Raw genomic sequence first — 19,736 nt, forward strand, 5'->3', positions numbered from 1 at the left:
CATGCCTCCGTCAGATTTCGGGTGCGATCTCTGCGCTGGTATGATAATATCATACCAGATCTGATAGGAGAAACCATGTCCGCAACTGAAAAACGCACTTTCAGCTTGCCGGCCGAGCAGGCCGCTTTCATCGACCAGCTCGTTCAGTCCGGCACATACGCGACCAGCAGTGAAGTAATACGCGCCGGTCTTCGCGCATTGCAGGAACGCGACGCCGCCGTCGAGCGCTGGCTGCGCGAAGAGGTCGTGCCAAGCTATGACAGGTGGAAGGCCGACCCCTCCCAGACCATCCCGGCCGACCAGGCCTTTGACAGCATCCGCGCCCATCACGCCGCCCGCCTCAAGGGGGAAGTGTGAAGCGGCGACATGTTGTCCTTTTGCCGGAGGCCCAGGCGGACCTGCTATGGATATACGATACGGTCGCTCACGCATCCAGCAACCTCACCGCCATACGCTACATCGAACGGATCGAGCGATTTTGTCTGAGTCTTGACTACGCCTCGGAACGTGGAACCCGAAGGGATGATGTGCGGCCGGGGCTTCGCATCGTTGGTTTCGAGCGGCGCCTGACTGTGGCCTTCACCATAGGTGGCGACCAAGTGGTGATTCTCCGGGTGTTCTACGGCGGCGCCAACTGGGAGGACGAACTGGCGCCTACCGCTCTGTGAACGCCCGCGCGAACGAATCCAGCATCGGCCGCGCCAGATATTCGAAGAAGGTCCGGTCGCCGGTGCTGATAAACGCCTCGACCGGCGTTCCCGGGTAAAGCTGCTCGGCTTTCACACCTTGCGGCAGCGTGTCCGTGATCTTCAGCCTGGCGCGGAAATACGCCTCATGCGTGGTTTCATCGATCAGCCGGTCGGCGGAGATTTGTGTCACCGTCGCGGCGACCTCAGGCGTGAGGCGCGCGTTCAGGGCCGACAGTCTGAGCTTTGCCGGCTGGCCGACGCGAACCAGATCCACGTCTTTCGGCCGCAGCTTTGCATCGACGACAAGGCCTGACGCGGTGGGCAGGATCTCCATGATCTTCTGCCCGGGCGCAATCACGCTGCCCTTGGAATTGTAGGTCGACGACACCACGATGCCGGCCGCCGGCGCCTTGATCGTCGTGCGCCCCAGCACCGCTTCGGCCGCCGTGATCTGTTCGCCGATGTCGGCCAGCTTGGTGCGGACCTCGTCGAGCTTGGTCAGCGCCTCCTCGACGCGTTGCGTGGTCGCGCGCTCGACCTGCGCCTGGGCTTCGACGATCTGTGTCTTGGTCGCCGCAAGGTCGGCCTCCAGTGCGCCGGCCTGGCCGACCAGATCGGCCTCGCTGCGCAAAAGCTGCGAATATTCGCTGCGGTTGGTGAGGCCCTTGTCGAGCAGGCCGGCTTTGATGCCGAGCTCCTTCTTCACGATGTCGGCCTGCTGCTGGATGGCCAGTTTCTGCGCATCAAGGCCCAGTGCCGACTCGCGATGCATGGCGACGCGCTGCGCCAGGATCGACTGCTCGGACCGGTACCGGGCGAGCCTGGTGTCGAACTCCTTCTGTTGTTCGCGCACCAGAGCGTCGAAACCGCTCTGGAACGGCGCGGGTGCTGCCTCCGCGGTCGGCGCCAGCCTGTCCGATCCGTCGCGCTCCGCTTCAAGCCGCGCGGCACTTGCCCGGAGCGCGATGGACTGGCGCGTTAGCCGGTTGAGGTCGGCCTCGGCCGCCGTGCGGTCGAGGAGGACCAGGGGCTCGCCTTGTTGCACGCGGTCGCCTTCGTGGACCAGCAGTTCATTGATGATGCCGCCCTCGGGGTGCTGGATGAGGATGTTGCCGCCGGTCGCCGAGATCGTGCCCGACGTGATCACGGCGCCCGAGAGCGGCGCGCTCGCTGCCCAATAGCCAAAGCAACCGGCGAAGAGCGCAATCGCCACGTAACCGACAACGGCGGTGCGCCGGACATCGGTGCGCGGTCGGCTTTCGAAGGCAAGGCTCTGCTGCATCATCGTCTATGACCCGAAGCGGACGCTGTGCGGGCGCACGGTCGGCACGAATGAGCCCGTCACCATGGCGCTCGCGGCGACGCCCTTGCCGGTTGTGGGTTGCCGCAGCACCTCGCTCGCCGAGCCGAAGGCTTCGATCGCGCCATTGCGCAAGACCATCACGCGGTCGCAGGCCGCCGCGATCGACGGGCGATGGGTGATGACGAGCACCGTGACGCCCGCGCCGCGCGCGGCCGACAGCATCGCTTCGAGCGCCGCTTCGCCACTGCCGTCGAGATGTGCGTTGGGCTCGTCCAGCACCAGAATGCGTGGATTGCCGTAGAAGGCGCGCGCCAGCCCGATCCGCTGGCGCTCGCCGCCCGACAGCACGGTATGCGACGGGCCGATCATGGACTGATAGCCGTCGCGAAGCGTCAGCACCAGCGCATGGGCTTCGGCACGCCTTGCCGCTTCGACGATCGCTGCGTCAGCGGCGGCGGGGTCGAAGCGGGCGATGTTCTGCGCGATCGATCCGGGGAAAAGCTCGACCTCCTGCGGGAGATAGCCGATATGCCTGCCAAGCTGGGTTTCGTCCCAGCTCCTCAGGTCCGCGCCGTCGATCCTGACCGCGCCGCCGGTCGGCTGCAGTGCCCCGACGAGCAGTTTCGCCAGCGTCGATTTGCCGGCGCCGCTCGGGCCGACGATCGCCACCGCTTCGCCGGCGCCGATGGCAAAATTCAACCGCTTGAGGATGGGCTCCGTGCCAAAGGACGCATTCGGCGCGATGAAGAACAGATCCTGCACCGAAATCGCGCCGGATGGATCGGGCAGAGCGAGCTTGCGCGCTTGCGCCGGTTGCGCCGCAAGTGCTGTGTCCAGCCGCTTCCAGCATCGCCTGGCGTCGACGATCTGCCGCCACGATCCGATCAGCTGGTCGAGCGGCTGCAGCGCGCGCGACGACACCAGCGAGGACGCGAAGATCATGCCGGCGGTCATCTGCCCTTGCAGCACCAGCCACGCGCCGGCGCCGAGGATCGCCAGTTGCAGCATCATGCGCAGCGACCGCGAAGTCGCGCTGAAGATCGCGTTGGCGCTTCCGGAACGGTCGTGCAGCGTCAGCGCTTCGGCGACATGCTGTCCCCAGACCGCGGCGGCATTTTGCACCATGCCCATGGCGCGCAGCGTGTCCGAGTTGCGGGCAAAGGCCTGCTCCGCCTGGCTCGCCAGGGCCGAGCGTTCCGCCGACAGGGCATCGTTCCTGCCGATGGCAGACTGGTTGGCGACGACCAGGAGAAACAGAAGCATGGCGCCGGCGAGCGTCAGCCAGAACAGCACGGGATGGATGAAATAGAGCAAGGCCAGAAAGACGGGCGCAAACGGCAGGTCGAACAGCACCGCCACGCCGCGCGACCTGATGAAGGCGCAGGCAGTGGCAAGGTCGCTCAGCGGCGACAGCGCGCTGCCGGCATATCTGGCGCTGAGCGAGACAGCGAATGTCCGCGCACCGAGTTTCTGGTCGACGGTAGCCGCAACACGCTGCGCGTAAATGGCGCGCACCGCGTCCAGCAGGCCGAGGAAGGCGAGCGCCACGACCGCCATGGCTGAGAGATAAAGCAGCGTCTCGACGCTGGAGGACGGCAGCACCCGGTCATAGACCTGCAGCAGATAGAGCGGGATCACCAGAAGCAGGATGTTGATCAGAAGCGAAAAGATGCCGATATCGGCGATGCCACGCAGGAAGACCGGGCGCAGGCCGGGTCGGATGGGCGCATCCCTCAATGGCGAATGGTCCCGCGGCATCGCGCCGGCCCTAGACAGCGTGCTCGGCTGTTGTGCTTAGATGGCTCTGCTGCAAATCGTTCAGCGTGTAGGCGTGGATATAGTCGATCTTCATCTGTGCGGGCGTGGCGAGATGGTCGGGCGGCGCACCGGCTTGGCCGCCGACCGCAAGGTCGACCAGCATATACATGGGCTTGTTCATATCCGACGGCGTCGCCGCTTCCGCGACCTGTACGCCATCATAGGTCCAGACCAGCTTGTCCGGCGTCCACAACAGGCCATAGGTGTGATAGCCGTCGGTGTTCGAGACATTCACCGTCGACCCGACCGTGGTGTGGGTTCCCGTCTCATTCGTGTGCGCCGTCATGAGAAGCGCATTCGGGTTCTGGCCATACATTTCGATCACGTCGAGTTCCGGCGGCCAGGAGCCGTCCTCCGGCAGCAGCCAGAAGGCCGGCCACGCCCCGGTGTTTTCCGGGAGATCGGCCCGCATTTCGAAATAACCGTAGGTCTGCGAGAAGGTGTCGTGCGTCGTAAGCAAGCCGGACGTGTATTCATAGTTGTTGATGAGCGGCTTGATATCGTCCGCCGCCTGCGCGGCGGTGATGGTGAGCACGCCGTTTGTCACGCTGAACGGATGGACCGAGCTAGTCGGCGCATAATTGGCATCGATATACCATTGCAGCTCGCCGTTCTGGGGCTGCGAGCTGCCGTTCTGCGCCCCCCACCAGAAATTGGAATCCCAGGTGCCGCTCTGGCCGTTCCACAGGCTCAGCGTGTTGAAATCGTCGTTGAAAGACAGCGTCATGCCTGTCTTATCGATCGGCAGCTCGAACTGGGCGGGCTGAAACTTGTCGATCGTGGTGTTGTTGAACACCAGCACCTCGCTCGAGCCGAGGTTCAGCTGCACATTCGATCCCACCTGAACCATATTGGCCTGGACAGCCTCAAACGAGGTGAAGGCGTAGCCGTTGAGGCGCACGGTGTCGGTCGCGTCGAAATCGGAGATCAGGTCGCTGCCGTTGCCCTTGGTGATGATGAAGGTGTCGGCGCCGGCGCCGCCGATCAGCACGTCATTGCCCTTGCCGCCGTCCAGTGTCTGACTGCCGGCACCGCCGGTGATGATGTTGTCCTGACCATTGCCGAAGGCATAGTGGCCGTCGCCGGTGACGACGAGGTTCTCGAAATTGGCGGGCAGCTTGTAGCTCATCCAGGTGTCGATCGTGTCGACGCCCGCGCCGTAGTTCTCGACCGCTTTGTTGATCGTCGAATAGAGATGGTAATAGTCGTCGCCCGCGCCGCCATACATGGTGACCTTGACGCCGGTGTCGCCCCAGAAGGAATCGTTGCCCGAGGTGCCATAGAGGTAAGGCGCGCCGCCGGCCCCGGAGAACCAGTGGGTGGAGGCGCCGGTGTAGGGAAGTGGAATGCCCTTGGCGTTCAGGACGGTGGTCATTCGGACACTCCTTGCGCGTGCTGCCTTGGCCGCTCGACAGCCTCGAGAGACCACTCAGGATCAACTTTTAAATTAATCCATCGTGCCAGGGAATCATCCTATAGTACACGAAGAAGATCGTTGCCCATCATTTAATAGATGGCACCGAAGCTAATAAGCTGATCCTAATACAATTTATAGGCGAGACTTTAAGAATTTTAATAAATATTGTGAATTATGTGCCAAAAGATTGGGCAGATTGTCAACAATGCATGCAATTTGTCGCGCCGCGGCTGCCTGCCTGAGGCAGCGGTTTGAAATCGCGGACCTATGGTCTCAGGCAAAGGGCCTAAAAAATTTGACAGGCTATGTCGGGCCGGGTGAAGTCCACCCGTCCTTGGGGCATCGATCAACGACACCAAAAAGGATACCGAAGACATGCCAAGCACCGTACGTTTGCACCGCGTTCTGACGACCAGCCCGGAGAAAGTCTACCGCGCATTCACGGAAGCCGATGCGCTGGCGAAATGGCTGCCGCCGAACGGCTTCACCTGCACGGTGCACAGCTTCGACGCCAAGGTCGGCGGCGGCTTCAAAATGTCGTTCCGCAACTTCACCACGGGCGGCAGCCATTCCTTCGGCGGTGAATATCTCGAGCTCGTTCCCGGCGAGCGCCTGCGCTACACCGACAGGTTCGACGACCCCAATCTGCCCGGCGAGATCGAAGTGACCGTAATCTTGAAGAAAGTCTCGGTCGGCACCGAACTCGACATCACCCAGGCCGGCATTCCCGACCTCATCCCGGCCGAGGCTTGCTATCTCGGCTGGCAGGAGTCGCTGCGCAACCTGGCAAAGCTCGTCGAACCCGAGATCAATCAGTAGGACCGCATGGCGGCGGGATCCAACCGGCCCGCGCCGCTGAAGACTTGCCTCATCGCCGCGCTCACGGATCCTTGCAGATCGGCGTCGGCTGCGGTGGCGGCGGCGGATTGTCCTTCTTGTATTGCGCGATGATTGGCTCGAGACGCTGGCGCGGCCAGAATTTCGGCTTGCCGATCTCCCTGAGGCACGACGCGTTCCAATAGGCGCCGGATTTGCCAGCCGCCGCGATATCACGCGATTCCGGATAGATGTAGAGCGTCGTCGGATTGCCCTTGACCATCGAAATGATCTGATCGGCGTCCGCAGGCGACCAACTGGTGCAGCCATTGCTGCGGCCGCCGGCGTAATCCACCAGCTTGCCGTAGGGCACGAAGCCGTCATGGTCGGCGTAGGAGCTGCTCGGTTTCTTGCGCAGGCACATGCCGCGCAGCAGACGCGCCGCGTGGCCGCCGATCACCCGCTGTCGGGCATTCGCCGTCTCGCCCTCGCCGTCGAACTGGATGAAGGTGCGTTGCAGAATCTGATCCTGCTTCGCGCCGACGCGATAGAAACCCTTGAATGACGTCTTTGCCTCGCTGGTCATATAGGCGCCGCCCATCGTCAACGACGAGTCCAGGGCGTTGCCGAAGTTTTTCGCGCAGCGTTTCCCGTTGGAGAAATCGACCACGCCCTTCAGATTGCGGCCGCCGCCATGCCCCGACGATATCGCGCGAAACGATTGTTTGGCTTCGCAGATGACGTAGTAACGCCGCCCCAGCGCACCACCGCCGAGATCGCCAGGGCGCGTCGCATCCATTGCGAAATAGCAACCATTGTGGACCGCGCCCTGCGACACCTTGTTCTGATAAAGCGCGCGCGCCCGCTCCAGCACCACTTGCGAGATTTCGCCGTCACCGTCGCCGACATGAGCCTGCAGCCAGTCCGGTATAGCGGAGGACGCGGCAAAGGACCGGGCCGACACCGTTATCGCAATGGCGACGACGGCGAGGATGCCGAGGACAAAGACAGCCAGAGATTTCAACCGCACCCGAGCAACCCTCCTGCCCAACCGTTCCGCGATTCTCGGGAACGATCATAAATCGCCGCGCGCCGAACGGCGAAACACATCTTGTTCAGCAGCGCCGACCCATCGCGCCAGTTACAGCGCAAGGCTCCCCTGCTCCGCCTCCACGGCATTGGGGTCGCCCGGCGCCGTTGCCCAGGCGAGTTCGACCAGCGTCACCGTGCGGCGCCCGGTGCCGTCGAGCTGGCAGACGATGAGGCCTTGCTCCTCGATATAGGTGAGCAGCCGCCGGGCCCGGCGCAGCGAGTGCGAACCGTAGGCGCGCGCGATCGCCGCGTCGCTCGGGCACGGCCAGCCTTCCTTCGCCGCGCGCGCAATCATCATGAACACGCCCTGCATGTCCTCGGGCAGCAGCGAGGCGCGGACGGAAACGTCCTGCCAGGCGTCGTCGCCTGCCATGTCGGCGCCCAGCCCGGCGCGGGCGCGCGTCAGCATGCGGCGGAATTCGGTCAAGTCCGGCACCACCGAAGCGAGGCCCTCAATGCGGCAGCGGACCACGAACTCCTGGTAGAGCACGCCGATGACTCGGAAGCCGGCATCGGGCTCGGCCAGCACGGCGCGCAGCACGCGGTCGACACGGCCGCGCCGCTCGGCCAGATCCTCGGCGCTGATTTCCGGTTCCGCCGGTTCGGGGCGAATTTCCATCGCCGCCGACTTCGCCGCCATCAGCTGGTCGAGCAGGTCGGGCGATGCGACCCGGCGCGGCGTCCGCATCGTCTCGGGCGGCGGCGCCGCCAGGATGATGGCGCGTGCGTCCTCAAGCGCCGATTCCGGCATCGCCATCAGCCGCGGCGTGCCGTTGCGCGGGCTCGTCTCGGTCTGGCCGATGCGCACGCCGAGCGGACGGCGCGACAGCGCCGGGCCAAGCGCCATGAAGTGCCCGCGCTCAAGGTCGCGGAACGCCTCCGCCTGGCGCCGCTCCATGCCGAGAAGGTCGGCGGCGCGCGCCATGTCGATGTCGAGGAAGGTGCGGCCCATGAGGAAATTGGAGGCTTCGGCCGCGACATTCTTGGCGAGCTTGGCCAGCCGCTGGGTGGCGATGATGCCGGCCAGGCCGCGCTTGCGGCCGCGGCACATCAGATTGGTCATGGCGCCGAGCGAGAGTTTGCGCGCCTCGTCGGAAACTTCGCCGGCCACGGCGGGTGCAAACAATTGCGCTTCGTCGACCACCACCAGCATCGGGTACCAGTGCTCGCGGGCGACTTCGAAGAGGCCGCCGAGAAAGGCGGCGGCGCGCCGCATCTGGTTCTCGGCGTCGAGCCCTTCGAGGTTGAGCACGGTGGAGACGCGGTGGATGCGCGCCCGCTCGCCGGCCGCCTGCAGACCGCGCTCGGTGTGCTCCTCGGCATCGATGACGAGATGGCCGTAATGGTCGCCCAGCGAGACGAAATCGCCTTCGGGGTCGATGATGGTCTGCTGCACCCAGGGCGCGCTCTGCTCCAGGAGCCGCCGCAAAAGGTGCGATTTGCCGGAGCCGGAATTGCCTTGCACCAGAAGGCGCGTCGCCAGCAGCTCCTCGAGGTCGAGCGCCGCCGGCGCACCCGCCGTCGTCTGTCCCATCTCGATGGCTACGGTCATGTCACGACTCTCCTTGAGGAGAGGGCTTATCAACCTGACCGCAAGCCGTCGAGCGCGCGAAGGCAACAGTCCCGGTGTTCCACACCTATGCTGCCAAAGCGCCACACCTGAGCCTGCCTGCCCCAGGGGGAGGTTGCATCAAGCAGGCTTCACCGGCGGCAGATGCGGCGCATCCAGCCCTTCGAAGGGATCGCGCCAGGCGTCGATGGCTTCGAGCCGGCCATACCAGGCGAAAACGCTGGGATAGTCGCCCAGCGGCAGGCCGGCGACCTGATTGAAGGGCAGGAATGTCGCCATGCGGAAATCGGCATAGGAAGGCGAACCGTCGACCAGCCATTCCCGCCGGGCAAGCTCAGCCTCCAGAATCGCCGCTGCCCTATGGAACTCCGCCAGCCCTTCCTCGACCTTGTCGTGGTCGATCGGGCCAATCTCGTAGCGCTGCTTGGTGCCGCGCTCGAAATGGACTGTGTCGCAGGCCCGGACGAAATTCTCCTTGCCCCAGCTCAGCCAGCGGATCATGTCGGGCTGGTCGTCGCCGCTGCGCCAGAAATCCGAACCCGACTCGCGCGACAGCTTGCAGGCTATGGCGTCGGCTTCCCACAAGCTGCCCCATGATCCCGTCAGGATCGGGATGGAAAGGTTCGGGTTGAGCGACCGGAAACGCTCCGCCTGCCCCGGTGCGAAAGGTGCCGCGAACTCAAACTCGACCTTGGCCTGGAGATGGCGCGCCGTTGCGACCGCGAGGCGCGGATTGGGATTGCGGCTGAAGTACAGTTTCATGTCGGTCCATGGACGTTGTTGGCCCGATCCTATCAAACACGCAAACGTGCCCGCTCGGCAATCTGGTCGGACCACGATTCCGCTGGCGCAAACCGCGGTTCGGCGTATCATTCGCTTGGGAGAGGGTTCTTGGCAGGAGGAAGCCAATGAACGCAGTATCGAGTGTACCTGTCATCGATCTGACAGCACAAAATCTTGTTTCCTCAGTGCTTTCAAAATTCCGCGCCGGCGACACCGTCTCGACCAGAGCGGCGCTCGACGCCATCCGTCGGATGGATCCGACCTGTGTGGACAGCGACGACGATCTGGTCGAACTGATCGTCATGGCCGCAATTGGTAAGACCATGGCGGTTGTGTTCGACCACCGCCAGCAGTGACGCTGGAACGAAACGGGCATTGCGCCGTTTCTGACGTCTTCAAGTTCGAGCAACTCCAGGAAGCGGTTTTCCGTCCGGAATTGCGTCAAAACAAAGAGTAAAAACAAAGAGTTGAGTTCCAGGAGTAGCGTCAATGCGCGATGAACAATTCGACGTTCCCGTGACCATAGAAAGTGAAGGCAGCGGTCTCACCGTTACCGGAACGGTTCAGGCAGCCTCCATGCTGGTCGACGGATGGCCGGACGAAGAGCGCGGCCCGAAATACCGGTCCGCCCTCAAAGCGATGATGGATGCGATGGAACAACGCCGCGCGGTTGGCACGGCGCGCCGCGCCTTGACCGCCGCGGCCCGGGAAGCGCATTTGGTCGTGCGCGAAGGGCGGCATTAGGCGCACCTGGCTGCGCCTTAACTCCCCAAGGGGTGTGGCATGTAGCCGACGAAGCCGGCAATCCTCCAGCGTCCCGACACTTTCCGGCAGAAATACAGCGTCTGCCACTTCAGCCTGTCGACGCTGCCATCGGCCTTGGTCACTGAACCATTGAACTTCTTGTGCAGCACCGCGCGGTCGCCGTCGACATCGATGTCGCGCATGTTGGTGACGCGAAACAGCGCCTCGCGCAGCGGCTCGGCGAATTTGGTCGCCGCTGTCTCCTTGGCCTGGCGCAGCCACTCGTCGCGATAGACGGCAAGGCTCGGGAATTGCAGCCGCCAGGCGTCGGCGTCATTGAGGAAATGCGCGTGCATGCCGAAGAAACTGTCGGCGATGAAATCATCCTCGACCATCGACCAGTCCTGGCCGATGAAGGCGTCGATGTCGCGCCGCACCAGCATTTCCCAGAGCGCGTGACGATCGGCGTCGCCTTCCGGAAACGGGTTCTTGTCGAAGGTCATTGAAAAATCTCCTGTCGGGAAAATGCGAGGCGCAAGATGCTGGCGGTCCCCCGATAAAGCAACACGCATCTGGAAAAATGTTGCTTTCCCAAAAGCCCCCTATGAGGATCACGGGGAGAGGCGTAGAGCGGTCGGCTGAAATTGAACCGCAGCGTGATCCGCCAAGTCAGAACAGGAGCTTCCCCTTGCCCAAAGAGTGTTTTGGAACATCGCATGTGCCGCTGTCGCCGGCGGTGCGCGCCGGCGATTTCGTCTATATTTCCGGCCAGGTGCCGGTCGATGCCGACCGCATCGTGGTCAAGGGCGGCATTACCGAGCAGACCGAGCAGGTGTTGCAGAATGTGAAGGCAGCCCTGGCATTGGCCGGCTGCACCATGGACGATGTCGTCAAGACCACAGTCTGGCTCGAGGACGCGCGCGACTTCGGCGCCTTCAATGCGGTTTACGCCAAGCACTTCCCGAGCAATCCGCCGGCCCGCACCACGGTCGAATCGCGGCTGATGATCGACATCAAGATCGAGGTCGAGGCCGTCGCCTACCGGCCGCTTTGATAAGCCGAGGCATATCCTAGACAAGACACGGAGGCAGGCGCCGATGCAGTTCGATCTCCTGATCAAGGGTGGCCGCCTGATCGATCCGGCCTCGGGCGTGGACGCGGTGCGCGATGTCGCCATCGCTGACGGCCGCGTCGCGGCCATCGAGGCCGCCATCGATGCCGAGCACGCCACACAAGTCGTTGACGCCAGGGATTGCATCGTCACCCCCGGCCTCATCGATTTGCACAGTCACGTTTACTGGGGCGGCACGTCGCTCGGCGTCGACGCCGACCGGCTGGCGGCCAAGAGCGGCACCACCACCTTCATCGACGCCGGCAGCGCCGGCGCCGGCAATTTCCTGGGCTTTCGCCGCCACGTCATCGAGCGCTCGAAGGTGCGCATCCTGGCCTACGTCAACATCTCCTTTGCCGGCATATTCGGCTTCTCGCAGACGGTCTCGGTCGGCGAATGCAGCGATCTCAGGCTCTGCGAGCCGCGCGAGACGGTGGCCGCGGTGCGTGAGCACGCCGACGTCGTCGTCGGCGTCAAGGTGCGCTCCGGCAAGCACGCCGGCGGCACCAGCGGCATTGCGCCGGTGGACCTTGCGCTGGAGGCGGCCGATCAGGCCGGCCTGCCGCTGATGGCGCATATAGACGAGCCGCCGCCCGGCCGCTCTGAAGTGCTGCCGCGCCTGCGCCGCGGCGATATCCTCACCCACTGTTTTCGCCCGTTCCCCAACGCACCGGTCTTCGCCTCAGGCGCCGTGCGCCCGGACATGCGGCTGGCGCGCGAGCGCGGCGTCATCTTCGACATCGGCCACGGCATGGGTTCGTTCGACTTTGCGGTGGCGAAAGCGATGCTGGCTGACGGCCTGGCACCCGACGTGATCTCGAGCGACGTGCATCTCTACTGCGTCGACGGCCCCGCCTTCGACATCCTGGTCTGCATGTCGAAACTGATGGCGCTCGGCATGCCGCTGACCGAAGTGCTACGCGCTGCCACGCAAAGGCCGGCCGAGGCGATCGCCAGGCCGGAGCTAGGTACGCTGAGGGTGGGCGGTGTCGGCGATGTCGCGGTGCTGCGGTTAACCTCCGGCCGCTTCACCTTCGTCGACGCCGTAGGTGCGGCGCTCGTCGCTGACCAGCGGCTGACCTCGGACGGCATCGCCATCGGCGGTGTCTGGTATTCGAACGAGACGCCAGACCACAATGAGACGGAGAGGTTCGAGCCGCATGCGCCGCATGCGCCGCACACGCATGTCGAAGTTGCGGCACGGCATTTCGGGCGTAGCTAATCTCCCCCCTCGTGGGGGAGATGCCCGGCAGGGCAGAGGGGGGCGCGAAGGAACGCTAACCTTCGGCGTTCAGCGATCAATCAAGAGCGGCTAACGTGCATTTCTAGTCAGCTGAGACGTCGGCGGGACAGCGCCCCCCTCTGTCCTGCCGGACATCTCGCCCACAAGGGGGGAGATCGGCCGCTTCACCGCCCCGCATTACTCACCTTCCCATAAACCGGCGTCGCAATCCCCTCCATCCGCGCCTTGATCTGCAGCGCCACATATTTCGAATAGAACCGCGACAGCGCCAGATTGCCGCCGTGGAACCACAGCGCGTCCTGCGCGGTCGGCTTCCACATGTTGCGCAATTCGCCTTGCCACGGTCCGGGGTCGCCCTTGACACCGGAGCCCAGGCCCCAGCATGGGCCGACCTTGTCGGCGACCTCGCGCGAGACGATGGCCGCCACCGTCTCGTTCATCGACTGATACCCGGTGCACGAGACGATCGCATCGACCGCCAACTCGCTGCCGTCGTCGAACAAAATACCCGTCGGTGTCAGCGACTTGATGCCGACGCCGCTCTTCACCTTGATCTCGCCATTGATGATCAGCTCGCAGGCGCCGACGTCGATGTAAAAGCCGGAGCCGGTGCGGTAGGCCTTCATCAACAGCCCGGTCTCGTCCTCGCCGAAATCGATGGCAAAGCCTGAAGCGCGCAGCCGGTCGTAGAAGTGGGCGTCGCGTTCCTTGATCACCGCGTAGAGGTCCCGCTGGCCCTTCGGCACCAGCGCGAACGGTGTCGAAGCAACGATCAAATCGGCTCTGTCGGTGGTGATGCCGCGCGCCAGCGCCTTCTCCGAAAAGATCTCGAAACCCACTTCCATCAGCGTGTCGGATTTCACCACCGTTGTCGGCGACCGCTGGATCATGGTGACAGCGGCGCCGCTCTCCCACAGGTCGACGCTGACATCGTGCCCCGAGCTTGCCGCGCCGATGACCGCGACCTTTTTTCCTCGGAATTTCTCGCCGCTGGCATACTGGCTGGAATGCAGCAGCTCACCCTTGAAGACCTCTGAGCCCGGCAGCGCGATCGGACGAGGCGGGCCGTAGGCGCCGGTGGCGAAGACGATGTGCTTCGGCTTCAGCGTGATGTGCCGGCCGACGCGGTCGACCACCACCGTCCACACCTTCTCGGCCTCGTCATAGCTGGCGCTGACGCATTTGGTGGCGACCCAGTAGTTGAGCTCCATCACCCTGGTGTACATCTCCAGCCAGTCGCCCATCTTGTCCTTGGGCGTGAACACCGGCCAGTTCTCGGGGAACGGAATGTAGGGCAGATGGTCGTACCAGACCGGATCATGCAGCACGAGCGAGCGGTAGCGGTTGCGCCAGGAATCGCCGGGGCGCGCATTCTTCTCGATGATGATGGTGGGCACGCCGAGTTGCCTGAGCCGCGCGCCGAGCATGATGCCGCCCTGGCCGCCGCCGATGACCAGGCAATAGGGCTGCTCTATGGCGCCGAGGTCGCGGGTCTCGCGCGCCCGCGCCTCCGCCCAGGTTTCGCGATCGGGATCGGCCTTGTGGCGGATGCCGAGCGGCCGCGCCGGACCCTTTTGCTCCTCGAACCCTTTCAGCTCGCGCATCGCCGTAAACAAGGTCCTGCAGCGGCCATCCCTGAGACGCAGGATTCCTTCGCCGCGCGCGACAGACGTTTCGAAGGTGAACCAGGCTTCGATGGTGCCTTCGTGCGAGGTCGCATCTCCTGAAAGGGTCCAGTGTGAAGGCTTCGCAACCGCCAGCGTGGCCTGCAGCATCTCGCGGATGGCACCGCGGCCCTCCATGGTCGTGATGTTCCAGGTGAAGGTCAGCAGATCGCGCCAGTAGCAGTCGTCGACAAACAGGTTGGTGGCAGTCTCGGCATCATCCGCCTCGAGCGCCCGTTCAAGGGCGGAAAGCCATGTCGACGCTTGTTTCGATGGTGCCATGTCGAGCATCTGTTCTTCCCTTGTTTCCCGCTCTCATTGTTTCGAAAGACGGCGCCTCCGCAAGGGGCCGCGATATCAAGGCATCGGTTTTTGAGCGACCCGGGATCGAGCCTGCTGGCGCGAAATCTTTATAGGAATTTTATATCTTTCCTCCGCGGCCCGTCTCGAACCTTTATGGCGATCGGGTCCATATTCCACTGTAAGCAAAACGCTCCGGACGCCGCGATCCTTTGAGATACGGCGGGTCGTTTTCGTGGAATTTCTGGCCACCAACCAATGGCGCCCAAGTACAAGCAGCAGCAAGGACCAACACAATGGACATCGTCGTCATCGGGCTCGAAGTTTTGTTTTTCGCACTTTCCCTCGCCTACATCAAAGCCTGCGACGCTCTTTAAGCCGAAGGATCACACCATGCTTGTCGATTACATCCTCGGTGGCGGCGTGACCTTGTTCCTGCTCGTCTACCTGACATACGCCCTCGTTCGCCCAGAACGCTTCTGATCGCTCCCAAACGCGACCCACTTTAGCGCAAGGCACGGAAAGCTATTCTCATGACTCTCAACGGATGGATACAGATCCTCGTCTATTGCGGGATCGTCGTTTTGCTGGTGAAGCCGCTCGGCGGCTACATGTATCGCGTCTTCAACGGCGATCGCACCTTTCTCTCGCCCATACTTGGCCCGGTTGAACGCGGCCTTTATCGCATCTCGGGAACCAGTGAACGCGAAGAGCAGCACTGGACGACCTATTCGGCAGGCATCATCTTCTTCAGCCTCGCCAGCTTCCTGGTGCTCTACTTTCTGCAGCGCCTGCAAGGCGTCCTGCCTTACAATCCGGCGGGCATGACAGCGGTCGAGCCCAATCTCGCCTTCAACACCGCCGTCAGCTTCGTCACCAACACCAACTGGCAGAATTACGGCGGCGAAAGCACGATGTCCTACCTCGTGCAGATGGCCGGCCTCACCGTGCAGAACTTCATGTCGGCGGCTGTCGGCGTCGCCATTGCGGTGGCGCTGATCCGCGGTTTCGCCCGGCATTCGGTCAAGTCGATCGGCAATTTCTGGGTCGATATGACCCGCTGCACGCTCTACGTCCTGCTGCCGCTCTGCATCGTGCTCACCTTGGTCTATGTCTGGCTCGGAATGCCGCAGACGCTGGGGCCGTATGTCGACGCCACCACGCTGGAAGGCGCCAAGCAAACGCTCGCGCTCGGACCCGTCGCCTCGCAGATCGCCATCAAGATGCTCGGCACCAATGGCGGCGGCTTCTTCAACGTCAATGCCGCGCATCCCTTCGAGAACCCGGACGCGATCTCCAACCTGATCCAGATGGTGACGATCTTCGCGCTCGGTGCAGCGCTGACCAACGTCTTCGGCCGCATGGTCGGCAACCAGCGCCAGGGCTGGGCGATCCTGGCAACGATGGGTGTGCTGTTCATCGCCGGCGTCGCCATCTGCTACTGGGCCGAAGCTGTTGGCAATCCGCTGGTTCATGCGCTCGGCATCGACGGCGGCAACATGGAAGGCAAGGAGACCCGTTTCGGCATCACCGCTTCGGCCCTGTTCGCGGTCATCACCACAGCCGCCTCGTGCGGCGCCGTCAACGCGATGCATGACAGCTTCACTGCGCTTGGCGGCCTGATCCCGATGGTCAACATGCAGCTCGGCGAAGTCATCGTCGGCGGGGTCGGCGCCGGCTTCTACGGCATCATGATGTTCATCATCGTCGCCGTCTTCGTCGCCGGCCTGATGGTCGGCCGCACGCCGGAATATCTCGGCAAGAAGATCGAGGCCAAGGAGGTCAAGATGGCGATGCTCGCCATTCTGTGCCTGCCGCTGGCGATGCTGACCTTCACCGCCATCGCCGTCGTGCTGCCAAGCGCCGTCGCCTCCATGGTCAATGGCGGTCCGCACGGCTTCTCCGAGGTTCTCTATGCCTACACTTCCGCAGCGGCCAACAACGGCTCGGCCTTCGGCGGCCTTTCCGGCAACACGCCCTGGTACAACATCACGCTTGGCATCACCATGCTGATGGGCCGCTTCCTGGTCATCATCCCGGCGCTGGCCATTGCCGGCTCGCTCGTGGCGAAGAAGACCGTGCCTGCCTCGGCCGGCACCTTTCCGACCGATGGCCCGCTGTTCGTCGGCCTGCTCGTCGGCGTCATCCTGATCGTCGTCGGCCTGACCTTCTTCCCGGCCCTAGCGATCGGACCGATCGTCGAGCACCTGGCTTCGATCAACGGACAGACCTTCTGAGGCTCGTGATGCCCTGGTTCAACCCAAAACGCAGGAAGGGCCGGCCGCGAGCCGGCACCGAGGGGGAGGATCCTCCCCCTCCCTTCCCCAGCGTGTCCACCTTCCTCGGCCTCGCGGCAGTCATGATCGTGATCTGGCTGCTGGCCTATGGGCCGCCGCACCTCTTTTCGGCATCCGACCACTCGGTGCCGGCCAACATTCCAGATACTGGAGCCACCAAATGAGCCAGTCCAAATCCGCTGTCATCATGGATGCCAGCATCCTGTGGCCCGCCATCGGCGGCGCCTTCAGGAAACTCGACCCGCGTACCCTTATCAAGAACCCGGTGATGTTCGTCGTCGCCATCGTTTCGCTGCTGACCACGGTCCTGTTCATCAGGGATCGCTTCACCGGCGGCGGCGATTTCGGCTTCACCTTGCAGATCATCATCTGGCTGTGGTTCACCGTGCTGTTCGCCAACTTCGCCGAGGCCGTCGCCGAAGGCCGCGGCAAGGCGCAGGCCGACTCGCTGCGCAAGGCGCGCACCGAGACGCAAGCCAAGCTGCTTGCCGGGGATGACCGCTCCAAGTTCAAGCTGGTGCCCGGCACCAGCCTGAAGGTCGGCGACATCGTGCTGGTCGAAGCCGGCGACATCATCCCGTCCGACGGCGAAGTGATCGAAGGCGTGGCCTCGGTCAACGAGGCGGCGATCACCGGCGAGTCCGCGCCTGTCATCCGCGAATCCGGCGGCGACCGTTCGGCGGTCACCGGCGGCACGCAGGTTCTGTCCGACTGGATCCGCGTGCGCATATCAGCCGCTTCCGGCCACACCTTCCTCGACCGCATGATCTCGCTGGTCGAGGGTGCGGCGCGCCAGAAGACGCCGAATGAAATCGCGCTCAACATCCTGCTCGTCGGCATGACGCTGATCTTCGTGCTCGCCACCGCGACGATCCCGAGCTTCGCCTCCTATTCCGGTGGCTACATCTCGGTGACCGTACTGGTCGCGCTGTTCGTCACCTTGATCCCGACCACCATCGGCGCCCTGCTGTCGGCCATCGGCATTGCCGGCATGGACCGCCTGGTGCGCTTCAACGTGCTGGCCATGTCGGGCCGTGCCGTCGAAGCCGCCGGCGACGTCGACACGCTGCTGCTTGACAAGACCGGCACCATCACGCTCGGCAACCGCCAGGCGACCGAGTTCCGCCCGGTCAAAGGTGTCACCGAGCAGGAACTGGCTGACGCCGCGCAGCTTGCCTCGCTGGCCGACGAGACGCCGGAGGGACGCTCGATCGTCGTGCTCGCCAAGGAGAAATACGCCATCCGCGCCCGCGACATGGCGACCTTGCATGCCACCTTCGTGCCCTTCACCGCCCAGACCCGCATGAGCGGTGTCGACATCGATGGCTCGTCGGTGCGCAAGGGCGCCGTCGATTCGGTTCTCGCCTATGTCAACCAGTCGACATCGGCCACCCATGGCGCGCGCCCCGGCAGCGACACCGTCAAGGATCTCCAGGCGATCGCCGACGAGATCGCCAAGGCTGGCGGCACGCCGCTGGCGGTCGAGCGTGACGGGCGCTTGCTCGGCGTGGTCCACCTCAAGGACATCGTCAAGGGCGGCATTCGCGAGCGCTTTGCCGAACTGCGCAAGATGGGCATCCGTACCGTGATGATCACGGGCGACAATCCGATGACGGCGGCGGCGATCGCGGCCGAAGCCGGCGTCGACGACTTCCTCGCCCAGGCCACGCCCGAGGACAAGCTGAAGCTGATCCGCGACGAACAGGCCAAGGGAAAGCTGGTCGCCATGTGCGGCGACGGCACCAACGACGCACCCGCACTCGCCCAGGCCGATGTCGGCGTCGCCATGAACACCGGCACGGTGGCCGCGCGTGAAGCGGGCAACATGGTGGACCTGGATTCCGACCCGACCAAGCTGATCGAGATCGTCGAGATCGGCAAGGCGCTCTTGATGACGCGTGGTTCGCTGACGACCTTCTCGATCGCCAACGACGTCGCCAAATACTTCGCCATCATCCCGGCGATGTTCGCCGTCTTCTACGTCGCGCCGGGGCAGACCACCGGCCCGCTGCAGGCGCTGAACATCATGCATCTGGCGACGCCGCAGAGTGCCATCCTGTCGGCCATCATCTTCAACGCGCTGATCATCATCGCGCTGATCCCGCTGTCGCTGAAAGGCGTCAAATACCGCGCCATCGGCGCCGGCGCCCTGCTCAGCCGCAACCTGCTGGTCTACGGCCTCGGCGGCATCATCGTTCCCTTCGTCGGCATCAAGGCGATCGACATGATCGTCACCGGCCTCGGCCTCGCTTAAGGAAACACGTCCATGCTCACCCAGATACGACCCGCGATCATTATGATCGTCTTCTTCACCGTGCTGACCGGCCTGATCTATCCGCTCGGCATGACCGGCATCGCCCAGACGCTGTTTCCGCACCAGGCCAATGGCAGCCTGATCGAGAGGGACGGCAAGGTCATCGGTTCCGAACTGATCGGCCAGGGCTTTGCCGGCGACAAGTACTTCCACGGCCGCCCTTCGGCTGCCGGCGACGGCTACAATGCCGCGGCATCCAGCGGCTCCAATCTCGGCCCGACCAACCCCAAGCTGATCGACCGCATCAAGGCCGATACCGAAAAGCTGAAGGCGGAGAACCCGAACCAGCCGGTGCCGATAGACCTGGTCACCACCTCCGGCAGCGGCCTCGACCCCGACATCAGCCCCGAGGCCGCCTATTTCCAGGTCGCCCGGGTGGCCAAGGCCAGGGGCTTCGACGAAGCCAAGGTCAAGGCGCTTGTCGACAGCCATGTCGAAGGCCGAGAGCTCGGCTTCCTCGGCGAGCCGGTCGTCAATGTGCTGGCGCTGAACCTAGCGCTGGACGATACCAAGTAATGAGAGACGAGATACCGGGGATCGACTCAATCCCCGGTACCATCCATATCTAGGGTCAA

At 63.8% G+C, this 19,736-nt stretch carries 20 protein-coding genes; 12 read left to right on the forward strand and 8 right to left on the reverse strand.

Annotated features, from left to right (window positions below):
* Window positions 1-75: 75 nt before the first annotated feature.
* Window positions 76-357 (forward strand): type II toxin-antitoxin system ParD family antitoxin, encoded by a 282-nt coding sequence (locus AC1DZ8_RS23910; protein WP_477305300.1) that lies wholly within the window; start codon window positions 76-78, stop codon window positions 355-357.
* Window positions 354-668, forward strand: a complete 315-nt coding sequence (locus AC1DZ8_RS23915; RefSeq protein WP_477305298.1) for a type II toxin-antitoxin system RelE/ParE family toxin — start codon at window positions 354-356, stop codon at window positions 666-668. Before AC1DZ8_RS23910 ends, AC1DZ8_RS23915 begins: the two co-directional genes overlap by 4 nt.
* Here the strand turns inward: AC1DZ8_RS23915 and AC1DZ8_RS23920 are convergent.
* From AC1DZ8_RS23920 to eglC, 3 genes are read right to left on the reverse strand one after another with little or no spacing between them, the layout of a single operon-like run.
* A complete protein-coding gene (locus AC1DZ8_RS23920) occupies window positions 655-1,974 on the reverse strand; it encodes an HlyD family type I secretion periplasmic adaptor subunit (protein WP_477401727.1) in 1,320 nt (439 codons plus the stop codon). The two genes, AC1DZ8_RS23915 and AC1DZ8_RS23920, sit on opposite strands and share 14 nt — an antisense overlap.
* A gap of 3 nt (window positions 1,975-1,977) precedes the next feature.
* Window positions 1,978-3,729, reverse strand: coding sequence for a type I secretion system permease/ATPase (locus tag AC1DZ8_RS23925; protein ID WP_477305296.1), 1,752 nt, complete (start codon window positions 3,727-3,729; stop codon window positions 1,978-1,980).
* A gap of 31 nt (window positions 3,730-3,760) precedes the next feature.
* Window positions 3,761-5,185 (reverse strand): endo-1,3-1,4-beta-glycanase EglC, encoded by a 1,425-nt coding sequence (eglC, locus tag AC1DZ8_RS23930; RefSeq protein ID WP_477305294.1) that lies wholly within the window; start codon window positions 5,183-5,185, stop codon window positions 3,761-3,763.
* Between the two features lie 417 nt (window positions 5,186-5,602).
* Between eglC and AC1DZ8_RS23935 the strand changes: the two genes are divergently transcribed.
* A complete protein-coding gene (locus tag AC1DZ8_RS23935) occupies window positions 5,603-6,046 on the forward strand; it encodes an SRPBCC family protein (protein WP_477305292.1) in 444 nt (147 codons plus the stop codon).
* A 61-nt stretch (window positions 6,047-6,107) separates the two neighbouring features.
* Here AC1DZ8_RS23935 and AC1DZ8_RS23940 read toward each other — a convergent pair whose 3' ends face one another.
* The 3 genes from AC1DZ8_RS23940 to AC1DZ8_RS23950 all read right to left on the reverse strand — a co-directional run bounded on the left by AC1DZ8_RS23940 (window position 6,108) and on the right by AC1DZ8_RS23950 (window position 9,467).
* A complete protein-coding gene (locus tag AC1DZ8_RS23940; protein ID WP_477401729.1) occupies window positions 6,108-7,073 on the reverse strand; it encodes a hypothetical protein in 966 nt (321 codons plus the stop codon).
* 111 nt (window positions 7,074-7,184) lie between these two features.
* Window positions 7,185-8,687 carry a helicase HerA domain-containing protein gene (locus AC1DZ8_RS23945; protein ID WP_477305290.1) on the reverse strand — a complete coding sequence of 501 codons (1,503 nt, stop codon included), beginning with the start codon at window positions 8,685-8,687 and terminating at the stop codon, window positions 7,185-7,187.
* A 138-nt stretch (window positions 8,688-8,825) separates the two neighbouring features.
* Window positions 8,826-9,467 (reverse strand): glutathione S-transferase family protein, encoded by a 642-nt coding sequence (locus AC1DZ8_RS23950; protein WP_477305288.1) that lies wholly within the window; start codon window positions 9,465-9,467, stop codon window positions 8,826-8,828.
* Between the two features lie 146 nt (window positions 9,468-9,613).
* Between AC1DZ8_RS23950 and AC1DZ8_RS23955 the strand changes: the two genes are divergently transcribed.
* A complete protein-coding gene (locus AC1DZ8_RS23955) occupies window positions 9,614-9,844 on the forward strand; it encodes a hypothetical protein (protein WP_477305286.1) in 231 nt (76 codons plus the stop codon).
* A gap of 133 nt (window positions 9,845-9,977) precedes the next feature.
* Complete coding sequence (locus AC1DZ8_RS23960) at window positions 9,978-10,232, forward strand: DUF982 domain-containing protein (protein ID WP_477305284.1); 255 nt, start codon at window positions 9,978-9,980, stop codon at window positions 10,230-10,232.
* Between the two features lie 17 nt (window positions 10,233-10,249).
* Here the strand turns inward: AC1DZ8_RS23960 and AC1DZ8_RS23965 are convergent, their stop codons facing one another.
* Window positions 10,250-10,735, reverse strand: coding sequence for a hypothetical protein (locus AC1DZ8_RS23965; protein ID WP_477305282.1), 486 nt, complete (start codon window positions 10,733-10,735; stop codon window positions 10,250-10,252).
* A gap of 185 nt (window positions 10,736-10,920) precedes the next feature.
* Here AC1DZ8_RS23965 and AC1DZ8_RS23970 point away from each other — a divergent pair, with 185 nt between their 5' ends.
* Entirely contained in the window at window positions 10,921-11,286 is a 366-nt protein-coding gene (locus tag AC1DZ8_RS23970; protein WP_477305280.1) for a RidA family protein, read from the forward strand.
* A 43-nt stretch (window positions 11,287-11,329) separates the two neighbouring features.
* A complete protein-coding gene (locus AC1DZ8_RS23975) occupies window positions 11,330-12,565 on the forward strand; it encodes an amidohydrolase/deacetylase family metallohydrolase (RefSeq protein ID WP_477305278.1) in 1,236 nt (411 codons plus the stop codon).
* Between the two features lie 185 nt (window positions 12,566-12,750).
* Here the strand turns inward: AC1DZ8_RS23975 and AC1DZ8_RS23980 are convergent, their stop codons facing one another.
* Window positions 12,751-14,541, reverse strand: a complete 1,791-nt coding sequence (locus tag AC1DZ8_RS23980; protein ID WP_477305276.1) for an NAD(P)/FAD-dependent oxidoreductase — start codon at window positions 14,539-14,541, stop codon at window positions 12,751-12,753.
* Between the two features lie 402 nt (window positions 14,542-14,943).
* On the opposite strand from AC1DZ8_RS23980, the gene AC1DZ8_RS23985 reads away from it, so the two are divergent.
* The 5 genes from AC1DZ8_RS23985 to kdpC are packed head-to-tail and all read left to right on the forward strand — an operon-like array spanning window position 14,944 to window position 19,677.
* On the forward strand, window positions 14,944-15,033 hold the full coding sequence (locus AC1DZ8_RS23985; RefSeq protein WP_023669708.1) for a K(+)-transporting ATPase subunit F: 90 nt from the start codon (window positions 14,944-14,946) through the stop codon (window positions 15,031-15,033).
* Window positions 15,034-15,083: 50 nt separating this feature from the next.
* Window positions 15,084-16,787, forward strand: a complete 1,704-nt coding sequence (gene kdpA / locus AC1DZ8_RS23990; protein ID WP_477305274.1) for a potassium-transporting ATPase subunit KdpA — start codon at window positions 15,084-15,086, stop codon at window positions 16,785-16,787.
* An 8-nt stretch (window positions 16,788-16,795) separates the two neighbouring features.
* The gene (locus AC1DZ8_RS23995) at window positions 16,796-17,011 is read left to right on the forward strand and encodes a hypothetical protein (protein ID WP_477305272.1); all 216 of its coding nucleotides are present in this window, start codon (window positions 16,796-16,798) and stop codon (window positions 17,009-17,011) included.
* Window positions 17,008-19,101 (forward strand): potassium-transporting ATPase subunit KdpB, encoded by a 2,094-nt coding sequence (gene kdpB, locus AC1DZ8_RS24000; RefSeq protein WP_477401733.1) that lies wholly within the window; start codon window positions 17,008-17,010, stop codon window positions 19,099-19,101. Before AC1DZ8_RS23995 ends, kdpB begins: the two co-directional genes overlap by 4 nt.
* Before the next feature lie 12 nt (window positions 19,102-19,113).
* The gene (kdpC, locus tag AC1DZ8_RS24005; RefSeq protein WP_477305268.1) at window positions 19,114-19,677 is read left to right on the forward strand and encodes a potassium-transporting ATPase subunit KdpC; all 564 of its coding nucleotides are present in this window, start codon (window positions 19,114-19,116) and stop codon (window positions 19,675-19,677) included.
* Window positions 19,678-19,736 lie beyond the last annotated feature (59 nt).

The organism is Mesorhizobium sp. P2_F7, from assembly GCF_056403695.1.

Coding starts and splice junctions, on each gene's coding strand:
- AC1DZ8_RS23910 (WP_477305300.1), top strand. CDS start 76: ATGTCCGCAACTGAAAAACGCACTTTCAGCTTGCCGGCCGAGCAGGCC.
- AC1DZ8_RS23920 (WP_477401727.1), bottom strand. CDS start 1,974: ATGATGCAGCAGAGCCTTGCCTTCGAAAGCCGACCGCGCACCGATGTC.
- eglC (WP_477305294.1), bottom strand. CDS start 5,185: ATGACCACCGTCCTGAACGCCAAGGGCATTCCACTTCCCTACACCGGC.
- AC1DZ8_RS23935 (WP_477305292.1), top strand. CDS start 5,603: ATGCCAAGCACCGTACGTTTGCACCGCGTTCTGACGACCAGCCCGGAG.
- AC1DZ8_RS23945 (WP_477305290.1), bottom strand. CDS start 8,687: ATGACCGTAGCCATCGAGATGGGACAGACGACGGCGGGTGCGCCGGCG.
- AC1DZ8_RS23950 (WP_477305288.1), bottom strand. CDS start 9,467: ATGAAACTGTACTTCAGCCGCAATCCCAATCCGCGCCTCGCGGTCGCA.
- AC1DZ8_RS23955 (WP_477305286.1), top strand. CDS start 9,614: ATGAACGCAGTATCGAGTGTACCTGTCATCGATCTGACAGCACAAAAT.
- AC1DZ8_RS23960 (WP_477305284.1), top strand. CDS start 9,978: ATGCGCGATGAACAATTCGACGTTCCCGTGACCATAGAAAGTGAAGGC.
- AC1DZ8_RS23965 (WP_477305282.1), bottom strand. CDS start 10,735: ATGACCTTCGACAAGAACCCGTTTCCGGAAGGCGACGCCGATCGTCAC.
- AC1DZ8_RS23975 (WP_477305278.1), top strand. CDS start 11,330: ATGCAGTTCGATCTCCTGATCAAGGGTGGCCGCCTGATCGATCCGGCC.
- AC1DZ8_RS23980 (WP_477305276.1), bottom strand. CDS start 14,541: ATGCTCGACATGGCACCATCGAAACAAGCGTCGACATGGCTTTCCGCC.
- AC1DZ8_RS23985 (WP_023669708.1), top strand. CDS start 14,944: ATGCTTGTCGATTACATCCTCGGTGGCGGCGTGACCTTGTTCCTGCTC.
- kdpA (WP_477305274.1), top strand. CDS start 15,084: ATGACTCTCAACGGATGGATACAGATCCTCGTCTATTGCGGGATCGTC.
- AC1DZ8_RS23995 (WP_477305272.1), top strand. CDS start 16,796: ATGCCCTGGTTCAACCCAAAACGCAGGAAGGGCCGGCCGCGAGCCGGC.
- kdpB (WP_477401733.1), top strand. CDS start 17,008: ATGAGCCAGTCCAAATCCGCTGTCATCATGGATGCCAGCATCCTGTGG.
- kdpC (WP_477305268.1), top strand. CDS start 19,114: ATGCTCACCCAGATACGACCCGCGATCATTATGATCGTCTTCTTCACC.